This is a genomic window from Streptomyces sp. BK022 (genome assembly GCF_004217355.1).
GTDB classification, from domain to species: Bacteria; Actinomycetota; Actinomycetes; order Streptomycetales; family Streptomycetaceae; genus Streptomyces; species Streptomyces griseoluteus.
This window is the reverse complement of record NZ_SHKU01000001.1, coordinates 1,167,623-1,190,434: the sequence shown is the minus strand read 5'-3', so window position 1 is coordinate 1,190,434 and position 22,812 is coordinate 1,167,623. Positions and strand designations below refer to the sequence as shown.

The following is a 22,812-nucleotide window of genomic DNA, read 5'->3' as shown; positions in this document are numbered from 1 at the left end:
CGGTCCCTGCGCCGTCCGGAGCCCCTCAGGAGACACCATGACGCCCGACACCATCTCCGCGCAGATAACCGACTACGCCAACAGAGCCGATCCGTACCCGCTCTATGCGGAACTGCGCAAGACGCCGGTCAGGCGGGAGGAAGACGGCACCTACCTGGTCAGCACCTACTACGAGGTGCGCAACCTGGCCAACGACCCGCGGCTGAGCAACGACACCAGCCACCGCCCACCGGGCCACGCCCGTCCAGGGCAACCGTCGGAGGAGACCGGCCTGCCGCCCAGTTTCATCTTCACCGACCCGCCCGAGCACGACCGGCTGCGCGACACCATCAACCGGCCGTTCGGGCCGCCGCACAGCCCCGGATTCCTCGACGGACTGCGCGGAGAGCTGGCCAAGGCCGTCACCGAGCTGCTCGACGCCTTTGAGGGCAAGGACCAGGTCGACATCGTCGAGGACTTCTCCTACCCGCTTCCCGTCACCGCCATCTGCAAGGTCCTCGGCGTGCCGCGCGAGGACGAACCGCTCTTCCACGGCTGGGCCGACGCCCTGGCGTCCGGAATCGATCCCCAAGCCGCCGGCGGAAGCGGCCAGGAAAAGGCACAGCGGGCGCGCCAGGACATCGGCGCCTACCTGTCCGACCTGATCGAGACCAAACGCCGCCACCCCGGCGCCGGGATGCTCAGCGCGCTCGCCCCCGACATGACACCGGCTGACCTGGAGGCCACCGCGGTGCTGCTCCTCGTCGCCGGCCACGAGACCACCGTCAACGCGATCACCAACACGACCCTCACCCTGCTGCGCCACCCCGACGTCCTCGACCGGTTCCAGAAGAAGCCGGAACTGGCCGTACCGCTCATCGAGGAGGTGCTGCGATACGAGCCCCCGGTCCAGTTCGTCCCGTGGACCACCGCCCTGGCAGACATCGACGTCGCCGATACCACCATTCCCAAGGGCTCGCCGGTCTGGCTCATGCTGGCCGCGGCCAACCGCGACCCCAAACGCTTCAAGGACCCCGACCAGTTCGATCCCGACCGCAAGGACAACGAGCACCTGGGTTTCTACACAGGCATCCACTACTGCTTCGGCGCCCCGCTCGCCCGTATCGAACTGCACCTGGCCGTGCCCGAACTGTTCCGCCGGGTCACGCTCTCCGGGCTGATCGAGGACCCGCCGCCGTACCGCGCCAACGCGGTCCTGCGGGGCCCCCGCCATCTTCCCGTCGCCATCGAAGGCCTCACAGTCTGAGCGACCGCCGCCCGAGCGCACGACACGGGCGCGCGCCATACGGCCAGGGCACGACGTCATCCGCGGGCACAAGATGATGCCTCCGGCGGCCGATCAGCCGACACCTGGATGGAGGGAGCGCCGTTCCCGTCCGCGGGCTCATGGTGAGGAGTGGGAGGCGCCCACCCCGTCCAACCATCCCCCCGAGGCAGAGCCGGGCGGACGCGGTTGCGTCAGTGCAGTGCGATCTCGCCGGCGTGGACGGCGCGCAGGGCGCGCTCGATGGTCTCCTCGCTTTCGCCGACCGGGGCCACGTAACCGAGGACATCGCGCACCGCGTCCTCCCCGAGGGTGCGGGTCATCACCCAGGAGGCGAGGTACTGGGAGGCCAGACAGCCGCCCGCGGTGGCGATGTTGCCCTCGGCGTGGAACGGCGTGTCCAGCACGGTGACGTCGTATGCCTCTACGAAGGGGCGGCTCTTCATGTCCGTGCTGACCGGCATGCCGTTCAGCAGTCCGAGCCGGGCGAGAACCAGCGCGCCGGAGCACTGCGCACCGATCAGCTGTCGGGACGGGTCCAGCTGCAGCCGGGAGATCAACTGGTCGTCGGCGACCACCTCGCGTGCCTTCACGCCGCTGCCGATCAGCACGACGTCCGCGTCGGTCACGAACTCCATGGGGCGCTGCCCGGTTACCTCGACGCCGTTCATCGACGTGATGACCGGTGTGGGTGTGGTGATGAAGGCCTCCAGCCCGTCCTTGCGCCAGCGGTTGATCAACGCGGAGGCGATGAAGCTGTCGAGCTCGTTGAATCCGTCAAAGGTGATCACGGCTACCTGCATGGCTTCTCCTCACGGCGCAGGACTGGGTGTGCAGCCTTTCAGACGATCCGCTTCCAGGTCGCAGGCCAATCGGCAGGTGGTGGCCCCGTCCGTCCCTCCTGTGATTACCGAGGAGCATCAGCCGGCCTGTGGGTCGGTTTCAGCGGAGAAGTCCCCCACAGCCTTACCGAGTTCCCGCTCGAGCTCTCCGGGGCTTTGCAGGCCGTGCCGGGCAAGGTAGTCCAGGCGCTCACGGGTCTCGGGGCGGGTGATCAGACTCTGGAATGTGACGCTGTCCGATCGGACGTGGGCGGCCGATGCCAGGGTGAGGTCGTTGACGGCTCGCTTGGCCGCTCGCACTCCTTGCGGCGGGAAGCCGGCGATGCGTTTCGCCAAGCGTTCGACGAAGCCGTCCAGCTCGGCGTCGGGCAGGGCGCGGTTGATCCAGCCGTAGCGCTCCGCGGTGTCCGCGTCGAAGTCGTCGGCACCGGCGATGGCCTCGATGGCGCGATGCCGGCCGAGCTGCCGGGCCAGGTGCTGGACACCGCCCGCGCCGGGCAGAGCACCGGTGCCGGCCTCGAACTGCCCGAAGATCGCCTTCTCGCGCGAGGCGAAGATCATGTCGCACGCCAGGGCGAGTTCATTGCCGCCACCGCGGGCACGCCCGCGAACCTTGGCGATGGTGATCACCGGGACCCGGGCCAGCTTGTGCAGGAACATACCCAGGGAAGCATCGCCAGGACCACCAGCTTTCGCGGCCTCCGCGGTGTACTGCGGGACGGCCGTGAGGTCCACGTGAGCGGAGAAGAAGTCCGGTGAAGCGCTGTCGATGACGACGACACGCACGTCACCCGGGTCGGCGTACAGCCGGTCGACCAGCAGGACCAGGTCGCGCACCAGGTCGACACCGAGAAGGTTCAAGGCGCCCGCGTCGAGGGTGGCAAACAGCACGCCGCTCTCCATCCGGGTCCGGATCGACGGAAGGTCGACGCTCATGACAGAGCTCCTGAACGAGAGAGCGGAAGCCGGGGCTTCGGAGGTTCGCTTCCCAGGGTGCGCCGCATTCCACGGCAGGGCGCACGCTGGGAAGTAGGGAGGCAGGGTGGTCTCGAGACCGGTCGGGTGGAACCGCAGGTAGGCGACGAGTTTGCGCAGCGACCAGCGGGTGAAGGGGTGGCCCAGCTTGGTGGGGCGGGTGGCGGCCGTCCGGATGACGAAGTCCGCCTCGTCACGACTGAGCGACGGGGACGGCCTCCCACCCGTCGAGGGTCCCGGCAGGCCAGGCCGACCTCGTTGAACCGGTGGCTCACATCCCGCTCAGTGTCCTCGTCGGCCTGTACCAGCTGGGCGATCACCGGCACCCGGTTCCCCCCGGCCGAGGCCAGCAGCATCATCGCCCGCCGATGGCGCAACGCCCGATCTGCTGCAGCTTCTGCCCCTTGTCCGACCAGGTGTTCACCGTGGTCGACCTGCTCTTCCGAGGCCGTGACGCCGACTGGCCGTGGGAGCAGGCAGCCTGACAGACCATCGGGCCCCCGCCGGCTCTCCATACGCCCGACGGTGGCCGTCTTACCTACTTCTTGCCGGTGTCCTCATGCCGCAGCGCGTGGCCCGTACCTCTATCCGACCGGCACGGTGGGGTCACCGACGGCGATGACCTCGTCATCGGCGATGATCCGGATATTCACGCCGGTGAAGTCGTCGATGGTCACGTCCTCGTAGTCGTACTCGAACGCCGACGTCCCCGGAGGGTTGATCGTCATGTCGAGCTGGTCGGCGGGAGGCAGATCACCGACGTACAGGAGGCACCGTGCGTTGGGGTCGTAGAAGCCGTCATTGAACTGACCGGTCATGCGGACTGTCTTGTCCTCGGTCTGGGTGAAAGTCACTCGCCCAGCGAGCATGTCGGTGTAGGTGACGTCGCCGATCATCTCTGCCCTCTCTCTGCCGTGGGCCTCTCACACGGAGGTCCGCGTCCTTAAAAACGGCACGATGCCTGAAAGGTTTGCGGTCCAGTCGGGTGAAGGTCTACGGGGCCTCGCCCGGAGAATGTTCGAGCCGCCCACTGCTGCGAACGCCGCAGGCTGACGCCGAGCAATGCTCAGAACCTGTGGATCGACGGGGGACGCGGAAGGCGTACCTTCGCGAATGATCCTGTGATGGTCTCCGAGTAGGCCCGCGTTGGCGCGCGGGTCGGGAAGGCACGCCCGTGCTCAGCGTAGTCACCGACGACGGCTCGACCCAGTCCGGCTCCCTGATTGACGAGATCGTGCGGGAAGGCGCCCGTCGCATGCTCGCTGCCGCGTTGGAGACGGAAGTCAACCAGTACATAGCCGAGTTGGCTGCCGAAACCGACGAACACGGCCGGCGCTTGGTGGTCCGCAACGGCCACCATCAGCCTCGGACCGTGGTCACCGCCGCCGGGCCGGTCGAGGTCAGGGCACCACGGGTGAACGACCGGCGGACGGACGAGGCAACTGGCGAGCGGAAGCGGTTCTCCTCGAAGATCCTCGCACCGTGGTGCCGCAAGTCGCCGAAGTGCTGCCGCTGCTCTACCTGCACGGCCTGTCCAGCGGCGACTTCGTGCCCGCGCTGGAGCAGTTCCTTGGCGGCACGGCCGGCCTGTCGCCAGCCACCGTGACCCGGCTGACGAAACAGTGGCAGGACGACCGCGCTGCCTTTCAGCAACGCGACCTCTCGGACCGCGACTTCGTGTACGTGTGGGCGGACGGAGTGCACCCGAAGGTCCGGCTCGGGCAGACCCACTCCTGTGTCCTGGTCCTGCTCGGTGTCCGTTTGGACGGCACCAAGGAGCTGATTGCTCTGGCCGAGGGGCTGCGAGAGTCCACCGAGTCGTGGGCCGACCTGCTGCGCGACTGCCGCCGACGTGGCATGCGCGATCCGGAGCTGGTCGTCGGCGACGGAGCGATGGGTCTGTGGAAGGCGCTCGTCGAGGTGTTCCCGGCCGCCCGGCATCAAAGGTGTTGGGTTCACAAAGCCCGGAATGTCACCAACTGTCTGCCGAAGTCCGCGCAGCCAGGCGCGACGAAAGCGTTGCAAGAGATCTACAACGCCGAGGACCGAGCTCGCGCCGAGAGAGCGGTCGAGGGGTTCGCCCGCACTTACGGAACCAAATGGCCCAAGGCCGTCGCGAAGATCACCGATGACGTGGACGAGTTGCTCGCGTTCTACGACTTCCCGGCCGAGCACTGGATCCACTTGCGGACGACCAACCCAATCGAGTCGACGTTCTCCACGCTCAAGCTGCGGACGAAGGTCACCCGCGGCGCTGGCAGCCCCGCCGCAGCACTCGCGATGGTTTTCAAGCTCGTCGAATCCGCGCAAGCCCGTTGGCGGGCGATCACCGGAGCACACCTGGTGTCCCTGGTCCGGGCAGGCGCGAGGTTCGAGAGTGGCATCCTGGTCGAGCGCCAGGAGCAGGCCGCGTAAGCGCGAAGGTAAGACACCCCTCTCACCCACCGGAACAAAGGTGATCAGACATGGTTCCTCGGATCGGCGACCAAGTGATCGTCTCCTGTGAGCCAGCATCCACTCGGGTGGTCGGGGTAGATCGCTACATCACACTGGAATGGCCGTGGAGAGCGATCGACAATTCCTCCAATTTCCGCTGGAACGGACAAGTCGCACTCCCGCACGCGGATTCTCATGAGGAATGGAGCCCATTTCATCTCTCGCCGGCAGCCTCCACGCTCCGGGTTGGAGACGCTTGCGACGTGTCCATCCCGCCGACCAGGCTCTACGTAGGGCACTACGAGGAGTACGACCCTCCACGCAACTTGGGCTGGGCCCCCGCACCTATCGCAAGACTCTACGTCGTGCCACCAGAGCGGATGGACGTGGACATGGAGTACGCGGGGTACATGCTCTACCTGGGATCAGACCCCATTCAGGTCGAGCCAATCAAGGACTGAGCCGGCACACTCCGGCCTCCAGCATCACGCAGCCGAGGAACGATCCGAGCCTTACAACTAATCCACAGGTCTTGACGATTGCTCGCTGACGCCGCCACCGCTCGCCTGCCCGCCTAGGGCCTGTTCGGCGGATCTTGGCTTGCGTCCGGTCGCCCCCCTCAGGTTGGAGTGGGGAACGTTGCACCTAGGCTTTGGCCATGCTGCTGGTCAACGGCGGAGAAGCCGTAGCTGACGCTCCCGTACTGCGGACGGGGGGAGTCCCACTCGTCCCGGATGGATTCCTCTGGCCGAACTGCCGCGAATGTGGCGAGCCCATGCAGTTCCTGGCTCACTTGCCCCTCGATCTGGGGGCCGTCGCGGTCTTCTTTTGCCAGAACGACCCGGGCATGTGTGACGACTGGGACGCCACCGCCGGCGCCAACCGGGCCTTCGTGTTCGAAGGTCAGCTATCGGCGGCCACCGTCCCCGCCGAGGGCGAGACGCTGCTCGGTGCGGTGACCGCCTTGCACACCCGCCCAGCCGACACCCCAACCGCAGAGCCGGTTCTGGGACGGCTGGGTGGCGAACCCGACTGGCTCCAAGGTGACGAGACCCCCGACTGTCCCTCCTGCACAACCCGTATGACCTTCACGGCCGAACTCGAAGAAGGATCCGACTTCGCGACCTCCGCCAACTTCGGCGGAGGTGGCCGCGGCTACGTCTTTCACTGCCACCCCTGTAGCGAGGCCGCCTTCCTCTGGCAGCGATGAAGAGCGCCTGAAAGCTCATGTGCGGAACCAGAGCCGGATCGCAGCGACGGTGACCGTGCCGTGGAAGACATGGGCTCGCTTGTCGTACCTCGTAGCCACAGCCCGGAAGTTCTTCAGGGCATTGATCGTCCGCTCGACCTCGTTCCTGCGCTTGTACATCGTCTTGTCGAATCCGGCGGGTCGACCGCCCTTGCTACCACGGCGGCGGCAGTTGGGCCGCCGGTCTCGTGGCTCAGGAAGGGTGTGCTTGATCTGCCGTCTCCGCAGATAGCGGCGGTTGCGGGATGAACTGTGGGGCATCCCCCCACTGGCCCGGTGTAACCAGGAACGCAAGCGGGCGACGTCATCCCTCACTGGCAAGGTGGATCTTGCAAGTCAGTCCGCCCCGGGAGCGTCCGAGTCCCTCATCAGGGCGGTGCTACCGAGGCCGTGATCTTTTTTTCCGAACCGCCTTGGCAAATCACGCCCGGGGACGCCGGTGCGCTCCCGGAACAGGATGCCGTTGATCATCTTGCGGTGACTGGCCAGCCACTTTCGCCATCCTGCTCACCCCTCTCAACAAACGCCCACGCCGCCTCGAAAGTCGGTTGCGTCACCGTGGGCCTGTTCGACGAACTCGGTGTGCCCGACGCAGCAGCGCCGCGGGGGCGGGAGCGGGAGGGCTGGCGAAGGAAACCTCTTGGCACCGACGGCGCCTCTCCAGAGTGCCCGGCTTCGGCACCGGGCTTTTCGGGTCGCCGATCAGCAAGAAGCGCTCGCCTTTCCGCGCCTCAACGTGCGACATCTTCCCAACAGGCGATCCCCTCCCCGACGGATAGAATCGGCACTTGCATGTTCGAGTGTCGGACACGCGAGCGCATATGCCGTCTGCTGGTGCCAGTGCAGCGGAAAGAGGTGAGGCGATGAATTTGACCAAGCGAATTCGTCATGCGCTGGAGAACCCGGCCACGTCGGATGAATTCGATTTCGACGGTCACCTCGAGGAAATTCTGCGCGAGGTCGGTCTGACACCCGCCGACTGCGGGGGCTCTGTGTCGTTCACCGGTGGAGCGGACCCCCTGGTGCCAGGCCGCTTCCGCTTCGGGTCCGCCGCCGCGCTCGCCCTGGCGGCCAAGGGGGTGGCCGCGTCGGCCATCTGGCGTGACCGCGGAGGGGACCCCCAGGATGTCGGCATCGACGTACGGAAGGCGTTCCGCCGGTTCGCCGGTTTCGCGGATCTCCGATGGGAACTCATCAACGGCAGGAAGCCGTCGATCAAGTGGAACAAGCGCAACCCCTTCACGGACACGCCGTTCTTCCGCCGGACCAAGGACGGCCGGAGCGTCGTCACGCTGAACATCTATCCCGGGCTCCGCAGCAGGGCACTCGCGTTCCTGGACTGCCCGGACACCTCCGAGGCCGTGAACGCGGCCATCGCCGGCCGGGATGCCGACGAACTCGAAGAGGCGGCCGCGGAGGCGGGCATCGTCCTTGCCAAGGTGCGCTCCCCCGAGGAGTTCCTCGCCGAGCCGCAGTACACCGATGTGCTCGCCGACCTCCCGCTGATCGAGATCGAGAAGATCGGGGACAGTGCGCCGGTGCCGTTCACCGACGGGGCGCGCCAGCCGCTCGACGGTATCCGGGCGCTCGGCATGGGACACGTCATCGCGGGCGCGGCGATCGGGCGCGACCTGGCCTCCTTCGGCGCGGACGTACTCAACCTCTGGCGTCCCGACGACGTAGAGGTCGAGCCGATCTACTGGGACACCCAGGTCGGCATGCGCTCGGCCTATATCGGGGACTCCGCCGAGGACCGGGAGCGCCTCGATCAACTGCTCGCCGACGCCGACGTGTTCTTCTCGAATCGGCATCCCGGTTACCTCGCGCGGGAGGGACTCACGGCCGAGGACCTGGCCGCGAGGCACCCCGGACTGATTCATGCCGAGGTGACCCTGCACGGCCCTGCGGGCCCCTGGATGAACCGCCCCGGATTCGACGAGATCGGTGCCTGCGTCTCGGGAATCTTCGCGCTCGAGGGCACCCTCGAAGATCCTAGTCAGCCCCCGATCCTCCCCATCGTCGACAACGTGGTCGGCTGGTTCGGGACGACCGGGGTACTGGCGGCGCTGCGACGGCGCGCAAGCGAGGGCGGCTCCTACCGCGTCCGGGTCTCGCTGACGAAGGTCTGCCTGTGGCTCATGTCCCTCGGCATTTTCGACCGGGACTATCTCCATGCCGCCGTCGACTCGACGCCCGAGCACACCCTTGTCGATCCCGACCTCTTCACCGCGCAGACCCCGCTCGGCTTCTACCAGGGCATGACCGACCAGTTGAAGTTCTCCTCCCTGCGGCAGGGGGACTTCACGACGGTGCTCAGCCCCATGGGTGCCGACGAGCCGGGTTGGCGCGACACACCCCGCTGACCCCTCTCGCCCCCTGTCGGACGCCCAGTGGGAAGGGCGCGCCTCTCCTCTCCTTCATCTCGGTAGAAGGGTTTCGTCATGGCAGTTGTGACACTCGTAGGCGCGGGCGTGATCGGGCTGTCCTGGGCTCGCCTGTTCGGGGCAGCCGGGTGGGAGGTGCGGATCAGCGACCCCCGGCCGGACCTGGCGGATGTGGTGGCGGAACAACTCGCCGGCCTGCCGGTCACGCTCTTCTCCGATCTGGCCGCCGCCGCCGACGGTACGGACTTCGTGCAGGAGTCCGGGCCGGAACGGATCGAGATCAAGGAGCAGATGTTCGCCACGCTCGCCGCGCACACGCGCGACGACGTGGTGTTGGCCTCCTCGTCGTCCTCGCTGCTGCCGTCCGACATCGCGGCGGGAAACACGGCGGCCGACAGGATCGTGATCGGCCACCCTTTCAACCCGCCGGAGCTGATGCCCCTGGTCGAGGTGGTGCCGGGACCCGACACCTCCGCGAGCACGATGGAGCGGGCGGTCGAGGTCTATCGCGGGCTGGGCAAACTGCCGATCCGGCTGAAGAAGGAGATTCCGGGCTTCGTCGGCAACCGGCTGCAGAAGGTCTTCAACGAGCAGGCCGCCTACCTGGTGCAGCAGGGTGTCATCGACGTCGCAGACCTCGACGACCTGGTCCGGGCCTCGCTGGGCCTGCGCTACGCGACCGTCGGCCCGTTCCAGAGCGGCGTCCTCGGTGGTGGCCCAGCAGGTCTTCGGCACCTGGCCGAACACGTCGGCTCGCAGATGACCTTCGACAGCGGCCAACCGGACCCCGCGCGGATGGGCGAGGTGTTCGACGCGGTCGAAGGGGCCTACGGCACCGGCGAATCGGCCTACGAGAAGCTGGTCGCCCTGCGGGACGGGCGCACCCGCGGCGCATTGGAACCGCTGGGCTGGCCGCAGCCGCCGTCCGCCGACGACCAGGAGCAGTGACCCGCCCCGCGCGGGCCGTACGGCGAGTGACGGCGAGAAAGGATGGCCGCCATGTGGCAGGAACTGCTGGCCCTGGAGATCAAGTCGGGCAGCGTGCTGCGGGTGAGCGTCCCGGACGGGCGGGTGTCGACCTTCCTGTCGGATGCGGGTCCCGCACCGGACGGCATCGTGGTGGAGGACGGAACTGTCTACTGGACCACCATGGGCGCGCCTGAAGTGGACCCGGCCGCTCCCGGGGAAGCCGGCCTGGACTTCTCGGCGCGGGACGGTGGCGTGCACGCCGTGGGCCTGGATGGCGAGTCGCGGCGTGACCTCGTCCCGCTCGGCGCGATGACGACGGGCAAGCAGTTGGCCTCCGACGGCAGGGGCAGGCTCTACTGGGGCGATCGCGAGGGCCGCCGGGTGAGCACGGTCCGCGTGGATGGCACTGGGCTGGCCGATCTGGTCGTGAACGCCGCCGACCAAGGGATCATGGGCGAGTGCGTCGGCGTGGCGGTGGACCCCGCCCGCAATCATCTGTACTGGACGCAGAAGGGGCCGGCCAAGGGCGGCAAAGGCCGGATTCTCCGTGCGGGGCTGGAGATTCCCGCGGGCCAGACCGCTGCGAACCGGTCCGACATCGAGGTGTTGTGGAGCGAGCTGCCCGAGCCGATCGACCTGCATGTCGTGGACGACTGGCTGTACTGGACCGATCGCGGTGCCCCGCCGAACGGCAACACGCTCAACCGGGCCCCTCTTCCGCCGGCCGGAGAACGGGGCAACGCGCCCGAGATCCTGGCCGACGGCTTCCGGGAGGCGATCGGCCTCGCCGTCGACGGGGAGGCGGGTATCGCCTACGTCTCCGACCTCGGCGGACACCTGCGCGCGGTGCCGGTTCCCGGTGGGCCGGCCGCCGGGCAGCCACCCCGCGAAATCGCTTCACTGGGGTCGCTGACCGGCTTGGCCGGGATCGGTACTCCCGACCGCTAGGGCACAGGCCCCCCTTGAGAGCCTCAGGGGATGAGCACCAGGCGGATCGGGTCCCCGATCTTGTTCTCCAGCCGGTGGACCGCTTCCGCGGCGTCGGCCAGCGGGATGTGGCCGCTGATGGAGGGGGACAGGTCGAGGCGGCCGACGGAGGCCAGGCGGATCAACTGCTCGACGTACTCGGGGCCGGAGCCGTAGTGGCCGCGGATCTGGTTGCGCTTCCAACTGAACTGCGTGCCGTCGCTGATGGTGAGCGGCCGGGGGGTGAGCCCCGCCAGCACCATGATCCCGCCCCGGCCCAGGACGGTGGCGGCCTGCTCCCGTACGGCCGGCACGCCGGCGAAGTCGAAGGCGACGTCCAGGCCGCGGCCCGCCGTGGCCTGGAGCACCGCCTCGGCGAAGCCGGGGTCGGCCGGGTCCAGGGCGAGATCGGCGCCGAAGGCGCGGGCGCGTTCCCGGGCGGTGCCCAGCGGGTCGACGGCGATCACCGGCGCGGCACCGGCCAGCCGGGCGAGCTGGATGCCGTGGGCGCCCAGGCCGCCCGCGCCCCACACGCCCACGGACTGCGCCGGGCGGACATCTCCGGTGGCCACGATGGCGGCGTAGGGGGTGGAGACGGCGTCCGGGATGATCGCCGCCTGGTCGAACGGCAGGTGATCCGGAATCACGGCGAGGGTGTCCTCGCGGGCAATCGTGTACTGGGCCCAGCCGCCGTCGTAGTCGACGCCTCGGGTGCGGGTGTTGAGGCACGGGGTGCGGCGGAGCCGGCAGTTGTCGCACACGCCGCAGCTCTGACCGGCCTGTAGGGCGACGCGCGTGCCCGGGGTCCAGTCGCCGAGCAGATCGGGACCGAGGGTGTCGATCACTCCGGAGACCTCGTGTCCGAGGGTGAGCTCCTCGATCTGCCCGAACGGTTTCAGGCTGCCGTCGATCAGGTGCACGTCGGACAGGCACACACCGGCGGCCTTGACCTCGATCAGCACCTCACCCGGACCGGGGACGGGCACGGGGACCTCTTCGACGCGGAACCGCCCAGTGGGTACGTGGAGACGTCCGGCAAGCATGGTGTCCATGAGAATGGTTCCTCCAGGTGAGAAATGAGGGCCTGCGGCTCAGCCGGCGGCGTAGACGTCCTCGATGTAGCGACCGTCAGCGACCAGCGCGTCGAGCCACGCGGTGGCGTCGGTGTCACCGGCGCCGGGGGTGTGTTCCCGGTAGATGGAGCGGAAGGCGTCGCGCACGCCCGGGGCCATGCGGGCGCCGTCGCCGCAGACGTAGACCTTGGCTCCGGCGCCGAGCAGCTTCCACACCTTGTCGCTGTCGGCGGCTATGCGGTGCTGGACGAACATGTGGCCGTCGACGGGCGCCTCGCTGAAAGCCGGACGCATCTTCACCACTCCGGCGAGCTCGGCGGTGCGCAGTTCGTCGCTGTGCATGTAGTCGGCGTCCGGGGCGTCGCAGCCGAAATAGCAGAGGGCCGGGGCGAGTTCGATGTCGTTCGCCGCGAGAGCGAGCCGGTCGGCGATGGCGCCCCGGAAGGGGGCGAGGCCGGTGCCGGCCGAGACCATGATCACCGGGGACGCGGCGTCGTGGTCGATCCGGAAGACCTCCCGGCACGGCTGTATGCGGGCGTAGACGGTGTCGGCGGGGCGCACGGTGTTCAGGTAGCCCGAACCGGTGCCGCGGAAGACGCCCCGGCCCGAGCGTGCCGGAGCCTGGAGCAGGGAGACCATCAGGTCGACGTGGCGGGGGTCGGTGGCCGGCGACGACGAGACGGAGTAGTGGCGCGGCCGGATCGGCGGCAGCAGGTCCAGCAGCACCGGCCAGGTCAGGAACTCACCCAGTGCCGGGTTGTCCTCGATGACGTCGAGCAGGCCGCGGTGGTCGGCGGCGAGGGCCTCGGCGTCCCCGGCCAGGGCCTCGAGAGCCTTCTTCTCGGGCGGGCACGGATTGAGCGCGGCGAGGACGGCCAACTGCTCGGCGGTCGGGCGGTCCTGCAACTCGACGTACCGGGTGAGCAGTTCGCGGACGGTCACCGGCCGGTCGACCGCGATGCCGTCGCGGCGCGGGCGGCTCGCGGAGATGTTGAGGACGGTGTCCAGGTCCACCCGCAGAATCCGGGCGGCGCGCTCGACGAGGGCCGGGTCGTTGGCCGGGAGGACGGTGAAGTGGTCCGCGGTGCGGTAGGTCACACCCTCGGGCAGGGCCACGCGCACGAAGCGCTTGGCACGCGGGTAGCCGGGCCGGGTGAGGCTGCCGGTCTCGGTGACCGTCATCGCCGTCATGCCGTGCCTGGCGGCGAGGGCGTCCAGCGGGTCGCCGGTGACCTCGGTGACGGTGTACGAGGGTTCGGCGGAGGCCGTCTCGGGGGCGGCGCCCACCGTGGCGAGGTCGCCGTACTCCTCTAGCAGGGTGGTGCGCAGCGTGGCGGTGAACGCCTTGACCGCGCCGGTCAGATCGCCTGCCGCGTCGCCCTCGGCGCGCTCGAGGAGGCGGGTTCCGCCGAGGGCGGCGAGGCGGTCGTCGACCAGGGTGGGGATGCGCTGGTAGGTGGCGGACCAGTTGCGGTCGCCGATGCCGAGGACGGCGTAGGTGACGCCGTCGACGGCGCCGGGTTCGGCGGTCTCCAGCCACTGGACGAAGGCGGCCGCGTCGTCGGTGGGCTGCCCGTTGTAGGAGGCTGCGGTGATGATGACCGGCCGGTCGGTCGGCAGTGCGCCGGTGTGGGCGTCGAGCGGGGCGACGGCAGTGTCACAGCCGATCTCGGCGGCGGCGTCGGCCAGTTGGGCCGAGAAGTCGCGGCAGGTGCCGTAGTTGGACCCGTGCAGCAGCAGGAGTCCCGTGCCCTGCTGGACCCGGGTGGGCAGGCCGACGGTGTCGGCGGGCGCCTGCTCGACGGACGCGGCGGCGCCGGTCGCGGGCAGCGCGGCACGGTTGGCGGCGCGGTCGGCCGGGGTGCGCGGGGTGAGGGTGAGGGCGAAGCCCTCGGGCTTGATGGTAAGCGCCTGCTTGAGGTTCATCCGGTAGTCGGCGTGGTCGATCAGCCGGTAGCGGTGGACCAGCATGGCGAGCAGCATGGTGGCCTCGTGCAGGGCGAACTGCCTGCCGATGCAGGCGCGTTCGCCGGTGCCGAACGGCTTGAAGGCGTGCGGCGAGCGGGCCGACTCCGCTTCCGGGGCGAAGCGGGAGGGGTCGAACAGCTCGGGGTTGTCGCCCCAGGCCGGGTCGCGGTGCAGCATAGGGGTCACGACCGCCGCCCACTGGCCCGCCTTCATCGGGATGCCGCCCAGGACGGTGTCCTGGCGGGCCTGACGCGAGAACTGCGGGGCCGGAGGGAACATCCGGAGCGTCTCGTTGAGCACCTGGCGGGTGTACTGCAGGCGGCCGATGTCCTCGAAGGTCGGGTCGGGGTCCGTCCGGTCGCCCCACAGCTCGTCCACCTCGCGCTGGATCAGGCGCAGCGCGGCGGGGTCCTTGACGAGGTTGTACAGGGCGAAGGACATGGTGCCGGAGGTGGTCTCGTGCCCGGCGATCAGGAAGGTGATGACCTGGTTGCGGATGTTCTCCAGGTCCAGGGTGGTGCCGTCGGAAGGGTGGGTGGCGTTCAGCATGAGACCCAGCAGGTCCTCGTGCTCCGGGGCGGCCGCGCCCGGCGCGGTGCGCGCCTCGATGACCTCGTCCACCACGGAAGCCAGGAAGGCGGAGTCGGTGCGGAACGCCTCGTCGGCCTCCGTGTGGTCGACGCCGGGGGTGCGGCTGAGCTTGTTCATCGACCACTGCAGGGCGCGCACCAGGGCGTCGACGAACGGGTGCGGTTCGTCGCGGTCGAACGACTCGAAGTTGAACCCGAAACCAGCCAGACCGATGGTGTCCAGGGTCATGCGGGTCATGTCGTCGGGCACGTCGACCGGGGTGCCGGCGGCACTGTGGACGTCCCAGCTCTCGATCAGCCGACGGGCGACCTTCAGCATCACCGGGTGGTACGTCCGCATCGACCCGAGCGCGAAGGCGGGCATGAGGATGTCGTGCGCCTTGGCCCAGTTGGGCTCGTCGTTGTACGCCGTGAACAGACCGTCGTGCGCGAACTCGCGGACGTTCTCCAGCGCCGGCCCGATGGCCTTGCCGAACCGCTGCTCGTCGGAGAGCTCGGTGACCAGGTCCAGACTGCTGACGAAGAGGGTGTCCTGTCCGTGCAGGCGCTGGATGAAGGCCGGACCGTTCTTCCGGGCCAGGTCCATGGTCCTCAGGATGGGGGTGCTGGTCGGAGAGTCGGATACGTCGACGAGCGGTGTTCCGTCGTGGCTTTCGGGCTGCGGGGGGAGCAGAGTCGCGGACATCGAGGCGAACCGCCTTCCGTGCGTCAGGAGTGTCGAACCGCTGCCGGAGCGATTTCAGCGGCCTGCTCCACAGTGACCCCGCTGGAGAGGCGGGGACCTCCACAGTGCTAAATATTTGTGTAGTGCCACATCTGCTGACAGGCTTGCGAAGTCGGCAGAGGAGCGCGGTGGACGAACGGCACATGACTGGAGGAGCGCCGGATGGATCTCCAGGCGAGCGGCCCCCCGAGCGACTCCCCGGCAGCGGAAGCCTGGCGACAGCTCGCGATCACATGGCGTAACCGCGCCCTCATGCTGCTGGACCATCTGCCGTTCCCGGTCGCCTTCTGCGACGGCGATGGCGTGATCTTCCTGGCGAACCCCGCGATGGCCGCGGAGTGGGGGATGTTCTCGGGGCAGATGGTCGGGCACAACGCCCTGGACTTCTTCCGCCCCCGCGCCGGCACCCTGCTCCAGCCGATCGCGGAAGCCGTGCGGCTGCGTCGCCGGGCCCGCTACCCCGTCGAGGTGACCTGGCTGACCTCGAACGGTGTCGAGCGGTACGGCGAGATGGACATCGACCCGGTGAGTGACAGCCCGGACGCGCCGCTGGCACTGATGCTGCTTTTGAAGGTCGGGGGTGAACGCGGCGAGTCACCGGCCGCGGAAGCGGCCGAGTACGCGCGGGTGAGCGCTCTCGAAGCGCGGATCCTCGCTTCGACGGCGGCCGGAGAAACGACCGCGCGCATCGCCAAGACGGTCGGCCTGACATCGGACGGGGTCAATTACCACCTGGCACGACTGTCTCAGCGCTGGGGCGTGCGCGGGAAGGCTGCGCTGGTGGCCCGCGCCTATTCACTGGGGGCCCTGGACTCGACGAACTGGCCCCCCACCCCGGCCGCACCCCGATGAGCGCGCAGCATGTGCCGTCCGAAGACTGACGCTCTAGTCTGACGAAGACGGCGGAGCCCGTCCCTCGCATGCGCCGGGAGACCCATGCAAATTCGCCACCAGCTCCAGGCCCAGCGCCGCGAAAAGGCGCGGGAACGGGAGAGCCTCAGCGTTGCGGAACTCCTTCAAGAGCTGCGCGCGGTGCAAACGGGCGTGCAGATCCTCTTCGCTTTTCTCCTCGGCCTCGCTTTCAGCGGTCGTTTCACGGATTTGGACGATGTCGAGCTCGGTATCTACGTCGCGACCCTCGTTCTGACGGTCATCACCACAGCCCTCATCGCCACTCCTATCGCGCTGCATCGCCGGATGGGCCACGACGGATCCAGTTCTCGCATCGTCCCCATCGCGGCGCTCATGGCAGAGATCGGGTTTGTCCTGTTGGCTCTGGCCCTCAACGGCGCGATCCTGCTCGTCACGACCTTCGTACTGGGGCGTCTCGCCGGCATCTGCATCACGATCATGACAGCCTCGGTCTTCGTCGCGCTGTGGCTCGTACTCCCGTGGGTGCTGCGTCCCACACGGGCCGCAAGGGTGTCGCACCGCCACTCCGGCGCCGGTCAGCGTGCGAAGGCCTCACGCGCCCCGTGACAAGCGGAACAGGGGCCGGTCACGAGGCCATGTGGCGGGTGATCAGCTCCAGCAGGCGCAGTACGGCCGGGTCCGCTTCCGGCCGGTGCACCGCCACCAGGGAGGTCTCCAGGTAGGGCGAGTCCCCCCGTAGAGGCACGAAGGTGACTTCGGGGACACGGAAGTCGCGCAGCCGCTCGGGCAGGAGGCTGACACAGAGTCCGGAGGCGACGTAACTGAACAGCCCGGTCAGGTCGTCGGACACGGCACGACTGCGCGGAGTGAACCCCGCTTCGTGGCAGGCCAGTTGCACTTGCTGCGCCAGGGCCGGCAGTACTGCGGGATCGGGCAGGACGAAGTCCTCTTCACTCAAGTCGCCCAGCGCGATCTCGGTGGCGCCGGCCAGCGGGTGGTCGTGCGGTACCGCAGCAGCGATGCGCTCGACGGCGAAGCCGCGGGTGACGAGGTCCGCCGACAGAGGCGAGGGGTCGCGCAGGAACCCCAGGTCCAGCGTGCCGGAGCGGACCATCTCGGCGAGGGCGGCGGGCGAGTCCTGGTGCAGGTGTACGCGCAGGCCGGGCAGTTCCTCGGCAGCCGCCCTCAGGAGCCGGGGCAGGTAGTGGTGGCTGAGAATGCTCACATACCCTACCCGCACGTCACCGGCCAGGCCGCTGGCGACTCGGCGTACCCGCTCGATGGCCGCGGACTGTGAATCGAGCAGACGCCGCGCGTCCACGGCGAACGTCTCGCCGGCCGCGGTCAGCGACACCCCGCCCGGACCACGTTCGAACAGTCGCACTCCCAGCCCCCGCTCCAGGCGCTGGATCGACTGACTGAGCGGCGGCTGGCTCATGGACAGGCGTTCCGCCGCACGGCCGAAGTGCTTCTCGTCCGCCACCGCCAGGAACTGCTCCAGCAGGCGCCTGGTCAGCTGAATATCGTCAACCATATCGTCCATGACGTGATCATATATTGGACAGACCTCTCCTGCGGGGTGTCCACTGAGTCGTGGGTGCTCAGCACGCAGCGCCCTTCCCCCAGAAAATCTGATGCGGGAGAGGTCCGCACATCCTCGCGGACAACACCAGCCACCCACGCCGTCGGCTGAGTGGCGCGCTCCTCTCCCTGGAGGCTTTGATGCAGAAGCAGGATGTCGCCCGGCTCTTCACCACCCCCGTGGATGCCCCCGCCTACGCACCCACCAGGTACCAGTTCACCAACCGCGAGTACCTCAACATCTACTACCGCACCGACCCCGAGGCGCTGCGCCGCCTGGTCCCCGAACCGCTGACGGTGACCAACCCGATCGTCCGGTTCGAGATCATGCGGATGCCCGACGTCACAGGCCTGGGCGACTACACCGAGGCGGGCCAGCTGATCGCCGTCGAGCACGAGGGCGAGGCGGGCGAGTTCAACCTCGCCATGTACGTCGACAGCGTCCCGGCGATCTCCAGCGGCCGCGAGTACAGCGCGTATCCGAAGAAGGGCGGCTCGCCCTCCCTGTACGTCGACTCCGACACGCTGGTCGGCACGCTCGACTACGGCACGCTGCGGGTGGCCACCGCCACGATGGGCTACAAGCACCATGCCATGGACCTCGACGAGGCCCGTGCGGAGATCTGCTCGCCGAACTTCATGATCAAGACCGTGCCGAACTATGACGGAAGCCTGCGGGTGTGCGATCTCGTCCGCACTCAGGTCACCGACGTCACCGTCAAGAGCGCCTTCACCGGCCCCGCCCGCCTGGAGCTCTTCGCTCACGTGATGGCTCCGCTCTCGGACCTGCCCGTCCTCGAGGTCGTCAGCGCCAGTCACATCGTCACCGACCTGACGCTCAACCCGGTCAAGCCCGTCTACGACTACCTCGCCGCCTGATCCCGCGGCGGCCGGACAACCCCCACCACCTCGTACTCCTCGAGAAAGGCTCGAACCATGACCCCCACTTCTGAGCCCGCGCCGGGTTCCTACAAGCGCGCCGCGATCATCGGCGGCGGCGTGATCGGCATCTCCTGGGCCGGCCTCTTCCTCGCCCGCGGCATCAAGGTCGTCATCAACGACCCCCGCAGCGACATCGAGGACCTCGTACTGGCCGGCCTGGACGAGATCACCCCCGCCCTGGCCGAGCTCGGTCTGCCCACCGAGAACCTCGCCGACGGGCTCACCTTCGAGGCCGACCTGGCCAAGGCCGTCTCCGACGTCGACATCGTCCAGGAGAACGGCCCCGAGCGCCTCGAGCTCAAGCAGCAGATCTGGCAGACCATCGAGTGACACGCTCCGGCCCACGCGCTGCTGGCCACCTCGACCTCCAGCATCCCGGCCACTGCCATCGCCAAGGCGATGGAACAGCCCGAGCGCCTGATCGTGGGCCACCCCTTCAACCCGCCGCACCTCGTGCCGCTGGTGGAGATCGTGCCCGGCGAGAAGACCTCCGAGGCCACCGTCCGCCAGGCCAAGGCGTTCTACGCCGCCCTCGGCAAGAAGCCACAGGTCCTGCGCAAGGAGATCCCCGGCTTCGTCGCCAACCGCCTGCAGTCCGCGATCTTCCGCGAGTGCGTCTACCTCGTGGCCCAGGGCGTGGTCACCGAGCAGGAGCTGGACGACATCGTCACCTCCTCCATCGGTCTGCGCTGGGCGGTCGGCGGACCCTTCCGCACCTTCCACCTCGGTGGCGGCCCGGCCGGGCTGCCTCACTTCATCGAGCACCTCGGCCGCGCCATGGAGGCCAACATGTGGCCGGCCCTGGGCAACCCCACCTTCGACGACACCACCGTCGCCACCCTCGTCAACCAGGCGAACGAAGCTTTCGGCGGTGGCACCGTCGAGGAGCTCGCCGCCGAGCGGGACCGGGCGCAGATCGCCCTCATGCGCGCCCTCGGCGAGACGCCGGACTCCACCACCAGCAACGCCTGACCAGCACCTCCCTCCCCCCACCGCACCACACGTGAGAAACGAAGAGATCATGTCCCTCCCTGACAAGTCCCTCACCGGCAAGATCCAGAAGGCGATCGCCAACCCGGCCACGGACGACGCGTTCGACGTGCACGCCGAGACGAACGAGGTCCTCGCGGGCATCGGCCTGCAGCCCGGCGACACCGGCGGCCACATCACCTTCGAGGGCGCCGACCCGGTCGTCCCCAGCACCCTGCGCCTCGGCGCCGCCTCCGGCATCTCGCTGGTCGCCAAGTCCGCGGCCATCGCGGCCCTGTGGAAGGACCGCACCGGCCGCGGTCAGGACATCCACATGGACCTGCGCAAGGGCCCGCACCGCCTGTGCCCCTTTTACGAGGGCAAGTGGGAGCTGCTCAACGGCTACACCAGCGGCACCCCGTCCATCATCAACATGGCGTACGCCAACAACTTCTACCGCACTGCGGACGAGCGTTGGATGATGCCGTTCAACATCTACCCCAACATCAAGGTCGCCGCCCAGCGCCTGCTCGGCGTCGGTGACGTCCCCGAGCACGTCGCGGCCGCGATCTCGAAGTGGAACGCCCGGGAGCTGGAGCAGGCCGGTGCCGAGGCCGGCTGTGTCATGCCGATGGTGCGCACTCCTCAGGAGATCCTGCAGGAGGAGCAGTACAAGCAGGTGCTCTCCAAGCTGCCGCTGGTGGAGATCACCCGCATCGGCGACAGCGACCCCGAGCCGCTGCCCGCCAACCCCGTCGCCCCGTTCGACGGCGTGAAGGCGCTGGGCATGGGCCACATCATCGCCGGTGCCGGGGCGGGACGCGCCATGGCACTGCACGGCGCCGACGTGCTGAACCTGTGGCGGCCCTACGAGCTCGAGCACGACGTCACGTACAACACCACCAGTGTGGGCGTGCGTTCGGCCACGGTGAGCCCGTACACCAAGGAGGGCCTCGCCCTCATCCACAAGCTCCAGTCCGAGGCCGACGTCTTCTACGCCAACCGGCGCCCCGGCTTCCTGAACCGCGTCGGACTGTCCGAGGAAGAGGTCATCGCCCGCCGCCCCGGCGCGATCTACGCGACCGTGTCGCTGAACGGCAAGACCGGCCCCTGGAAGGACTTCCTCGGCTTCGACCAGACCGCGGGCGCCCTCACCGGCCTGCTGCACCTGGAGGGCGACGGCGACCAGCCGGCGCTGCCGCCCATCACCGTCGTCAACGACTACCTCGTGTCGTGGTTCATGACGGCCGGCATCGCCGAGGCCCTGCGCCGCCGCGCCAAGGACGGTGGCAGCTACCGCGTCCACGTCTCCCTGTCCCGGGTCGCCCTGTGGATCCTGTCCATGGGCATCTTCGACCAGGAGTACGCGAAGCAGATCGCGGGGACGGGCGAGCTGCACGCCTACCCGGACCCGGAACTGTTCACCGCCGAGACCCCCCTCGGCCACTACCAGGGCATCACCGACCAGGTGCGCATGTCCGACACCCCCGGCGCCTACCGTCAGATCCTCGTCCCGCGCGGCTCCCAGCGCCCGGAGTGGCTGACCACCGCCTGACCGTCGGTCTCCGACAGTCGACTCGTCCGTGCAGAACCCCTGACGGGCTGACCGGGCCGGCCGCCCCACAGGTCACCACCGTGCCCGACCCCGCGAAACGGAGCCGGGCACGGTGGTTCCTGGGGCGGCCCGCGCCACATCCTCCCGCGCCGTGTCACCCCGCCAGTGCCGCGCGCTCGCATCCACGTAAAAGGAGCCGGCCTTCATGACCACTCCGACCGCCGTCCACCCCACACCCGCGCGAATACACCACGCCTCCCCCAGCCCGCGCTTCACCGTCGTCCGGCTGGTCGCCCTGATGATCGGCCCGGTCCTGGTGTGCCTGGGCCTGGGGCTGAGCTACCTCGGCGCGTTTCACAACCCGCAGCCCCATGACATGAAGGTGGCGGTCGTGGGCTCCTCGCCCAAGACCAAGGTCCTGGCGCAGACCATCAAGGACAAGGCCGGCAACGGCCTGGACGTCACCACGGTGCCCACCCGGCAACAGGCCCGTGAGCACCTGCTGGACCGCGACCTCGTCGGCGCCTACGTGCCGACCCCGAAGCACCCCGAACTCCTGGTGGCCCGGGCCGGTTCCAGTTCCAACGCGAACGCGGCGCAGTCCATCTTCCGGATGGTCACCGACAAGCAGGGCGTGCCCCTGAAGGTCACCGACGTCGCGCCGCCCGCGCCGCAGGACCCCAATGGTGGCGGCCTGTTCTTCCTGCTGATCACCCTCAGCGTCGCGTCCTACTGCTGCGTGCTCGTCCTGGCACCCCTGGAGAAGGTGCTCGGCATGCGGGCCCGCGCGATCATGGGGCTCGGGGCCTGCCTCGCCGTCAGTGGTGTCGGAATCCTTCTCGCCGGCCCCGTCTTCGATGTCGTCGACCACTCCTACGGCTCCGTCTGGGCCATGAGCCTGCTCTACTGCGTCGGTGTCTTCGCCGTCGGTCTCGGGCTGCAGACCTTCCTCAAGCAGCTCACGCCGCTGGTGCTGATGGGCCTGTTCGTCATGCTGAACCTGACCAGCGCAGGCGGTCTCATGAGCCCGGAGATGCAGAACGACTTCTTCGGAGCGCTGCACTCCTTCTGGAACGGTGCCGCATTCGTCGAAGGCGCGCACAGCATCCTCTACTTCGACCACCACGATCTCGGCTCGCACCTGCTCTCCCTGTGGCTGTGGCTGGCTGCCGGAGTCCTCCTGACCCTGTTGGCCGCCCGCACCGAGACGCGGCGCCAGGGCGTCCTCGGGCCCGAGCCCGAGGCGGTCGAGCCGGATGCCCGGCATGAGCCGGAAGCTGCGGTGCCGCTTTCCCACCCCGGCGCGGAACTCTTCGAGGCGACCGTCGCCGAGGAGCTGGCAGCCGCAGAGCGGGAGGACCGATGACGCGCCGCCTCTCCTTCCAGCAACAGGGCGTTTCCTCGGCCCTAGCTAGTGAATGTGTTCACATTCACGAGCGAGCCTTCACGGGC

The 22,812-nt window shown here is 68.7% G+C and carries 19 protein-coding genes and 4 pseudogenes; 15 read left to right on the top strand and 8 right to left on the bottom strand.

From position 1 onward, the window contains the following. Positions 1 to 37 precede the first annotated feature (37 nt). On the top strand, positions 38 to 1,246 hold the full coding sequence (locus tag EV284_RS05410) for a cytochrome P450 (RefSeq protein WP_130330715.1): 1,209 nt from the start codon (positions 38 to 40) through the stop codon (positions 1,244 to 1,246). 212 nt (positions 1,247 to 1,458) lie between these two features. On the opposite strand, the gene EV284_RS05405 is transcribed toward EV284_RS05410, so the two are convergent. The 4 genes and pseudogenes from EV284_RS05405 to EV284_RS05390 form a co-directional block, all read right to left on the bottom strand. After that, complete coding sequence (locus EV284_RS05405) at positions 1,459 to 2,067, bottom strand: DJ-1/PfpI family protein (RefSeq protein WP_130330713.1); 609 nt, start codon at positions 2,065 to 2,067, stop codon at positions 1,459 to 1,461. Positions 2,068 to 2,184: 117 nt separating this feature from the next. Then, positions 2,185 to 3,042, bottom strand: coding sequence for an enoyl-CoA hydratase/isomerase family protein (locus tag EV284_RS05400; protein WP_130331132.1), 858 nt, complete (start codon positions 3,040 to 3,042; stop codon positions 2,185 to 2,187). 132 nt (positions 3,043 to 3,174) lie between these two features. After that, a pseudogene (locus tag EV284_RS05395) lies at positions 3,175 to 3,440 on the bottom strand (helix-turn-helix domain-containing protein); the annotation flags it as partial. A gap of 225 nt (positions 3,441 to 3,665) precedes the next feature. Next, complete coding sequence (locus EV284_RS05390) at positions 3,666 to 3,977, bottom strand: hypothetical protein (RefSeq protein WP_130330711.1); 312 nt, start codon at positions 3,975 to 3,977, stop codon at positions 3,666 to 3,668. Positions 3,978 to 4,336: 359 nt separating this feature from the next. Between EV284_RS05390 and EV284_RS33145 the strand changes: the two are divergent. The 4 genes and pseudogenes from EV284_RS33145 to EV284_RS05375 form a co-directional block, all read left to right on the top strand. Then, positions 4,337 to 4,444, top strand: a pseudogene (locus EV284_RS33145) (hypothetical protein); the annotation flags it as partial. A 119-nt stretch (positions 4,445 to 4,563) separates the two neighbouring features. Next, positions 4,564 to 5,496 carry an IS256 family transposase gene (locus EV284_RS05385; RefSeq protein WP_242625574.1) on the top strand — a complete coding sequence of 311 codons (933 nt, stop codon included), beginning with the start codon at positions 4,564 to 4,566 and terminating at the stop codon, positions 5,494 to 5,496. 284 nt (positions 5,497 to 5,780) lie between these two features. Next, a complete protein-coding gene (locus tag EV284_RS05380) occupies positions 5,781 to 5,978 on the top strand; it encodes a hypothetical protein (RefSeq protein WP_130330709.1) in 198 nt (65 codons plus the stop codon). 197 nt (positions 5,979 to 6,175) lie between these two features. Beyond that, entirely contained in the window at positions 6,176 to 6,727 is a 552-nt protein-coding gene (locus EV284_RS05375) for a hypothetical protein (protein ID WP_165425458.1), read from the top strand. A 15-nt stretch (positions 6,728 to 6,742) separates the two neighbouring features. On the opposite strand, the pseudogene EV284_RS05370 reads toward EV284_RS05375, so the two are convergent. After that, positions 6,743 to 7,246, bottom strand: a pseudogene (locus EV284_RS05370) (transposase); the annotation flags it as partial. A gap of 383 nt (positions 7,247 to 7,629) precedes the next feature. Between EV284_RS05370 and EV284_RS05365 the strand changes: the two are divergent. The 3 genes from EV284_RS05365 to EV284_RS05355 all read left to right on the top strand — a co-directional run bounded on the left by EV284_RS05365 (position 7,630) and on the right by EV284_RS05355 (position 11,067). Further along, positions 7,630 to 9,129 carry a CoA transferase gene (locus EV284_RS05365; RefSeq protein ID WP_130330705.1) on the top strand — a complete coding sequence of 500 codons (1,500 nt, stop codon included), beginning with the start codon at positions 7,630 to 7,632 and terminating at the stop codon, positions 9,127 to 9,129. Between the two features lie 78 nt (positions 9,130 to 9,207). Next, positions 9,208 to 10,098, top strand: coding sequence for a 3-hydroxyacyl-CoA dehydrogenase NAD-binding domain-containing protein (locus EV284_RS05360; RefSeq protein ID WP_130330703.1), 891 nt, complete (start codon positions 9,208 to 9,210; stop codon positions 10,096 to 10,098). 51 nt (positions 10,099 to 10,149) lie between these two features. Further along, a complete protein-coding gene (locus tag EV284_RS05355) occupies positions 10,150 to 11,067 on the top strand; it encodes a hypothetical protein (protein ID WP_130330701.1) in 918 nt (305 codons plus the stop codon). A 23-nt stretch (positions 11,068 to 11,090) separates the two neighbouring features. Here EV284_RS05355 and EV284_RS05350 read toward each other — a convergent pair whose 3' ends face one another. Beyond that, complete coding sequence (locus tag EV284_RS05350; protein WP_130330699.1) at positions 11,091 to 12,137, bottom strand: zinc-binding dehydrogenase; 1,047 nt, start codon at positions 12,135 to 12,137, stop codon at positions 11,091 to 11,093. Between the two features lie 39 nt (positions 12,138 to 12,176). After that, positions 12,177 to 15,401 carry a cytochrome P450 gene (locus EV284_RS05345; RefSeq protein WP_130330697.1) on the bottom strand — a complete coding sequence of 1,075 codons (3,225 nt, stop codon included), beginning with the start codon at positions 15,399 to 15,401 and terminating at the stop codon, positions 12,177 to 12,179. 201 nt (positions 15,402 to 15,602) lie between these two features. Between EV284_RS05345 and EV284_RS05340 the strand changes: the two genes are divergently transcribed. Together EV284_RS05340 and EV284_RS05335 are read left to right on the top strand one after the other, a co-directional pair. Further along, a complete protein-coding gene (locus EV284_RS05340; protein ID WP_130330695.1) occupies positions 15,603 to 16,292 on the top strand; it encodes a PAS domain-containing protein in 690 nt (229 codons plus the stop codon). 84 nt (positions 16,293 to 16,376) lie between these two features. Beyond that, entirely contained in the window at positions 16,377 to 16,919 is a 543-nt protein-coding gene (locus tag EV284_RS05335) for a DUF6328 family protein (RefSeq protein WP_130330693.1), read from the top strand. A 19-nt stretch (positions 16,920 to 16,938) separates the two neighbouring features. On the opposite strand, the gene EV284_RS05330 is transcribed toward EV284_RS05335, so the two are convergent. Further along, on the bottom strand, positions 16,939 to 17,856 hold the full coding sequence (locus EV284_RS05330; protein ID WP_242625573.1) for a LysR substrate-binding domain-containing protein: 918 nt from the start codon (positions 17,854 to 17,856) through the stop codon (positions 16,939 to 16,941). Between the two features lie 179 nt (positions 17,857 to 18,035). Between EV284_RS05330 and EV284_RS05325 the strand changes: the two genes are divergently transcribed. From EV284_RS05325 to EV284_RS05310, 5 genes and pseudogenes are all read left to right on the top strand, one after another. Then, a complete protein-coding gene (locus EV284_RS05325) occupies positions 18,036 to 18,773 on the top strand; it encodes an acetoacetate decarboxylase (protein WP_130330691.1) in 738 nt (245 codons plus the stop codon). A gap of 57 nt (positions 18,774 to 18,830) precedes the next feature. Next, positions 18,831 to 19,379, top strand: a pseudogene (locus EV284_RS33665) (3-hydroxyacyl-CoA dehydrogenase NAD-binding domain-containing protein); the annotation flags it as partial. 9 nt (positions 19,380 to 19,388) lie between these two features. Further along, positions 19,389 to 19,808 (top strand): 3-hydroxyacyl-CoA dehydrogenase family protein, encoded by a 420-nt coding sequence (locus tag EV284_RS33660; protein WP_347402178.1) that lies wholly within the window; start codon positions 19,389 to 19,391, stop codon positions 19,806 to 19,808. A 49-nt stretch (positions 19,809 to 19,857) separates the two neighbouring features. Further along, positions 19,858 to 21,360, top strand: a complete 1,503-nt coding sequence (locus EV284_RS05315; protein ID WP_130330689.1) for a CoA transferase — start codon at positions 19,858 to 19,860, stop codon at positions 21,358 to 21,360. Positions 21,361 to 21,565: 205 nt separating this feature from the next. Next, the gene (locus tag EV284_RS05310; protein WP_207228920.1) at positions 21,566 to 22,726 is read left to right on the top strand and encodes a hypothetical protein; all 1,161 of its coding nucleotides are present in this window, start codon (positions 21,566 to 21,568) and stop codon (positions 22,724 to 22,726) included. The last annotated feature ends 86 nt before the right edge of the window (positions 22,727 to 22,812 follow it).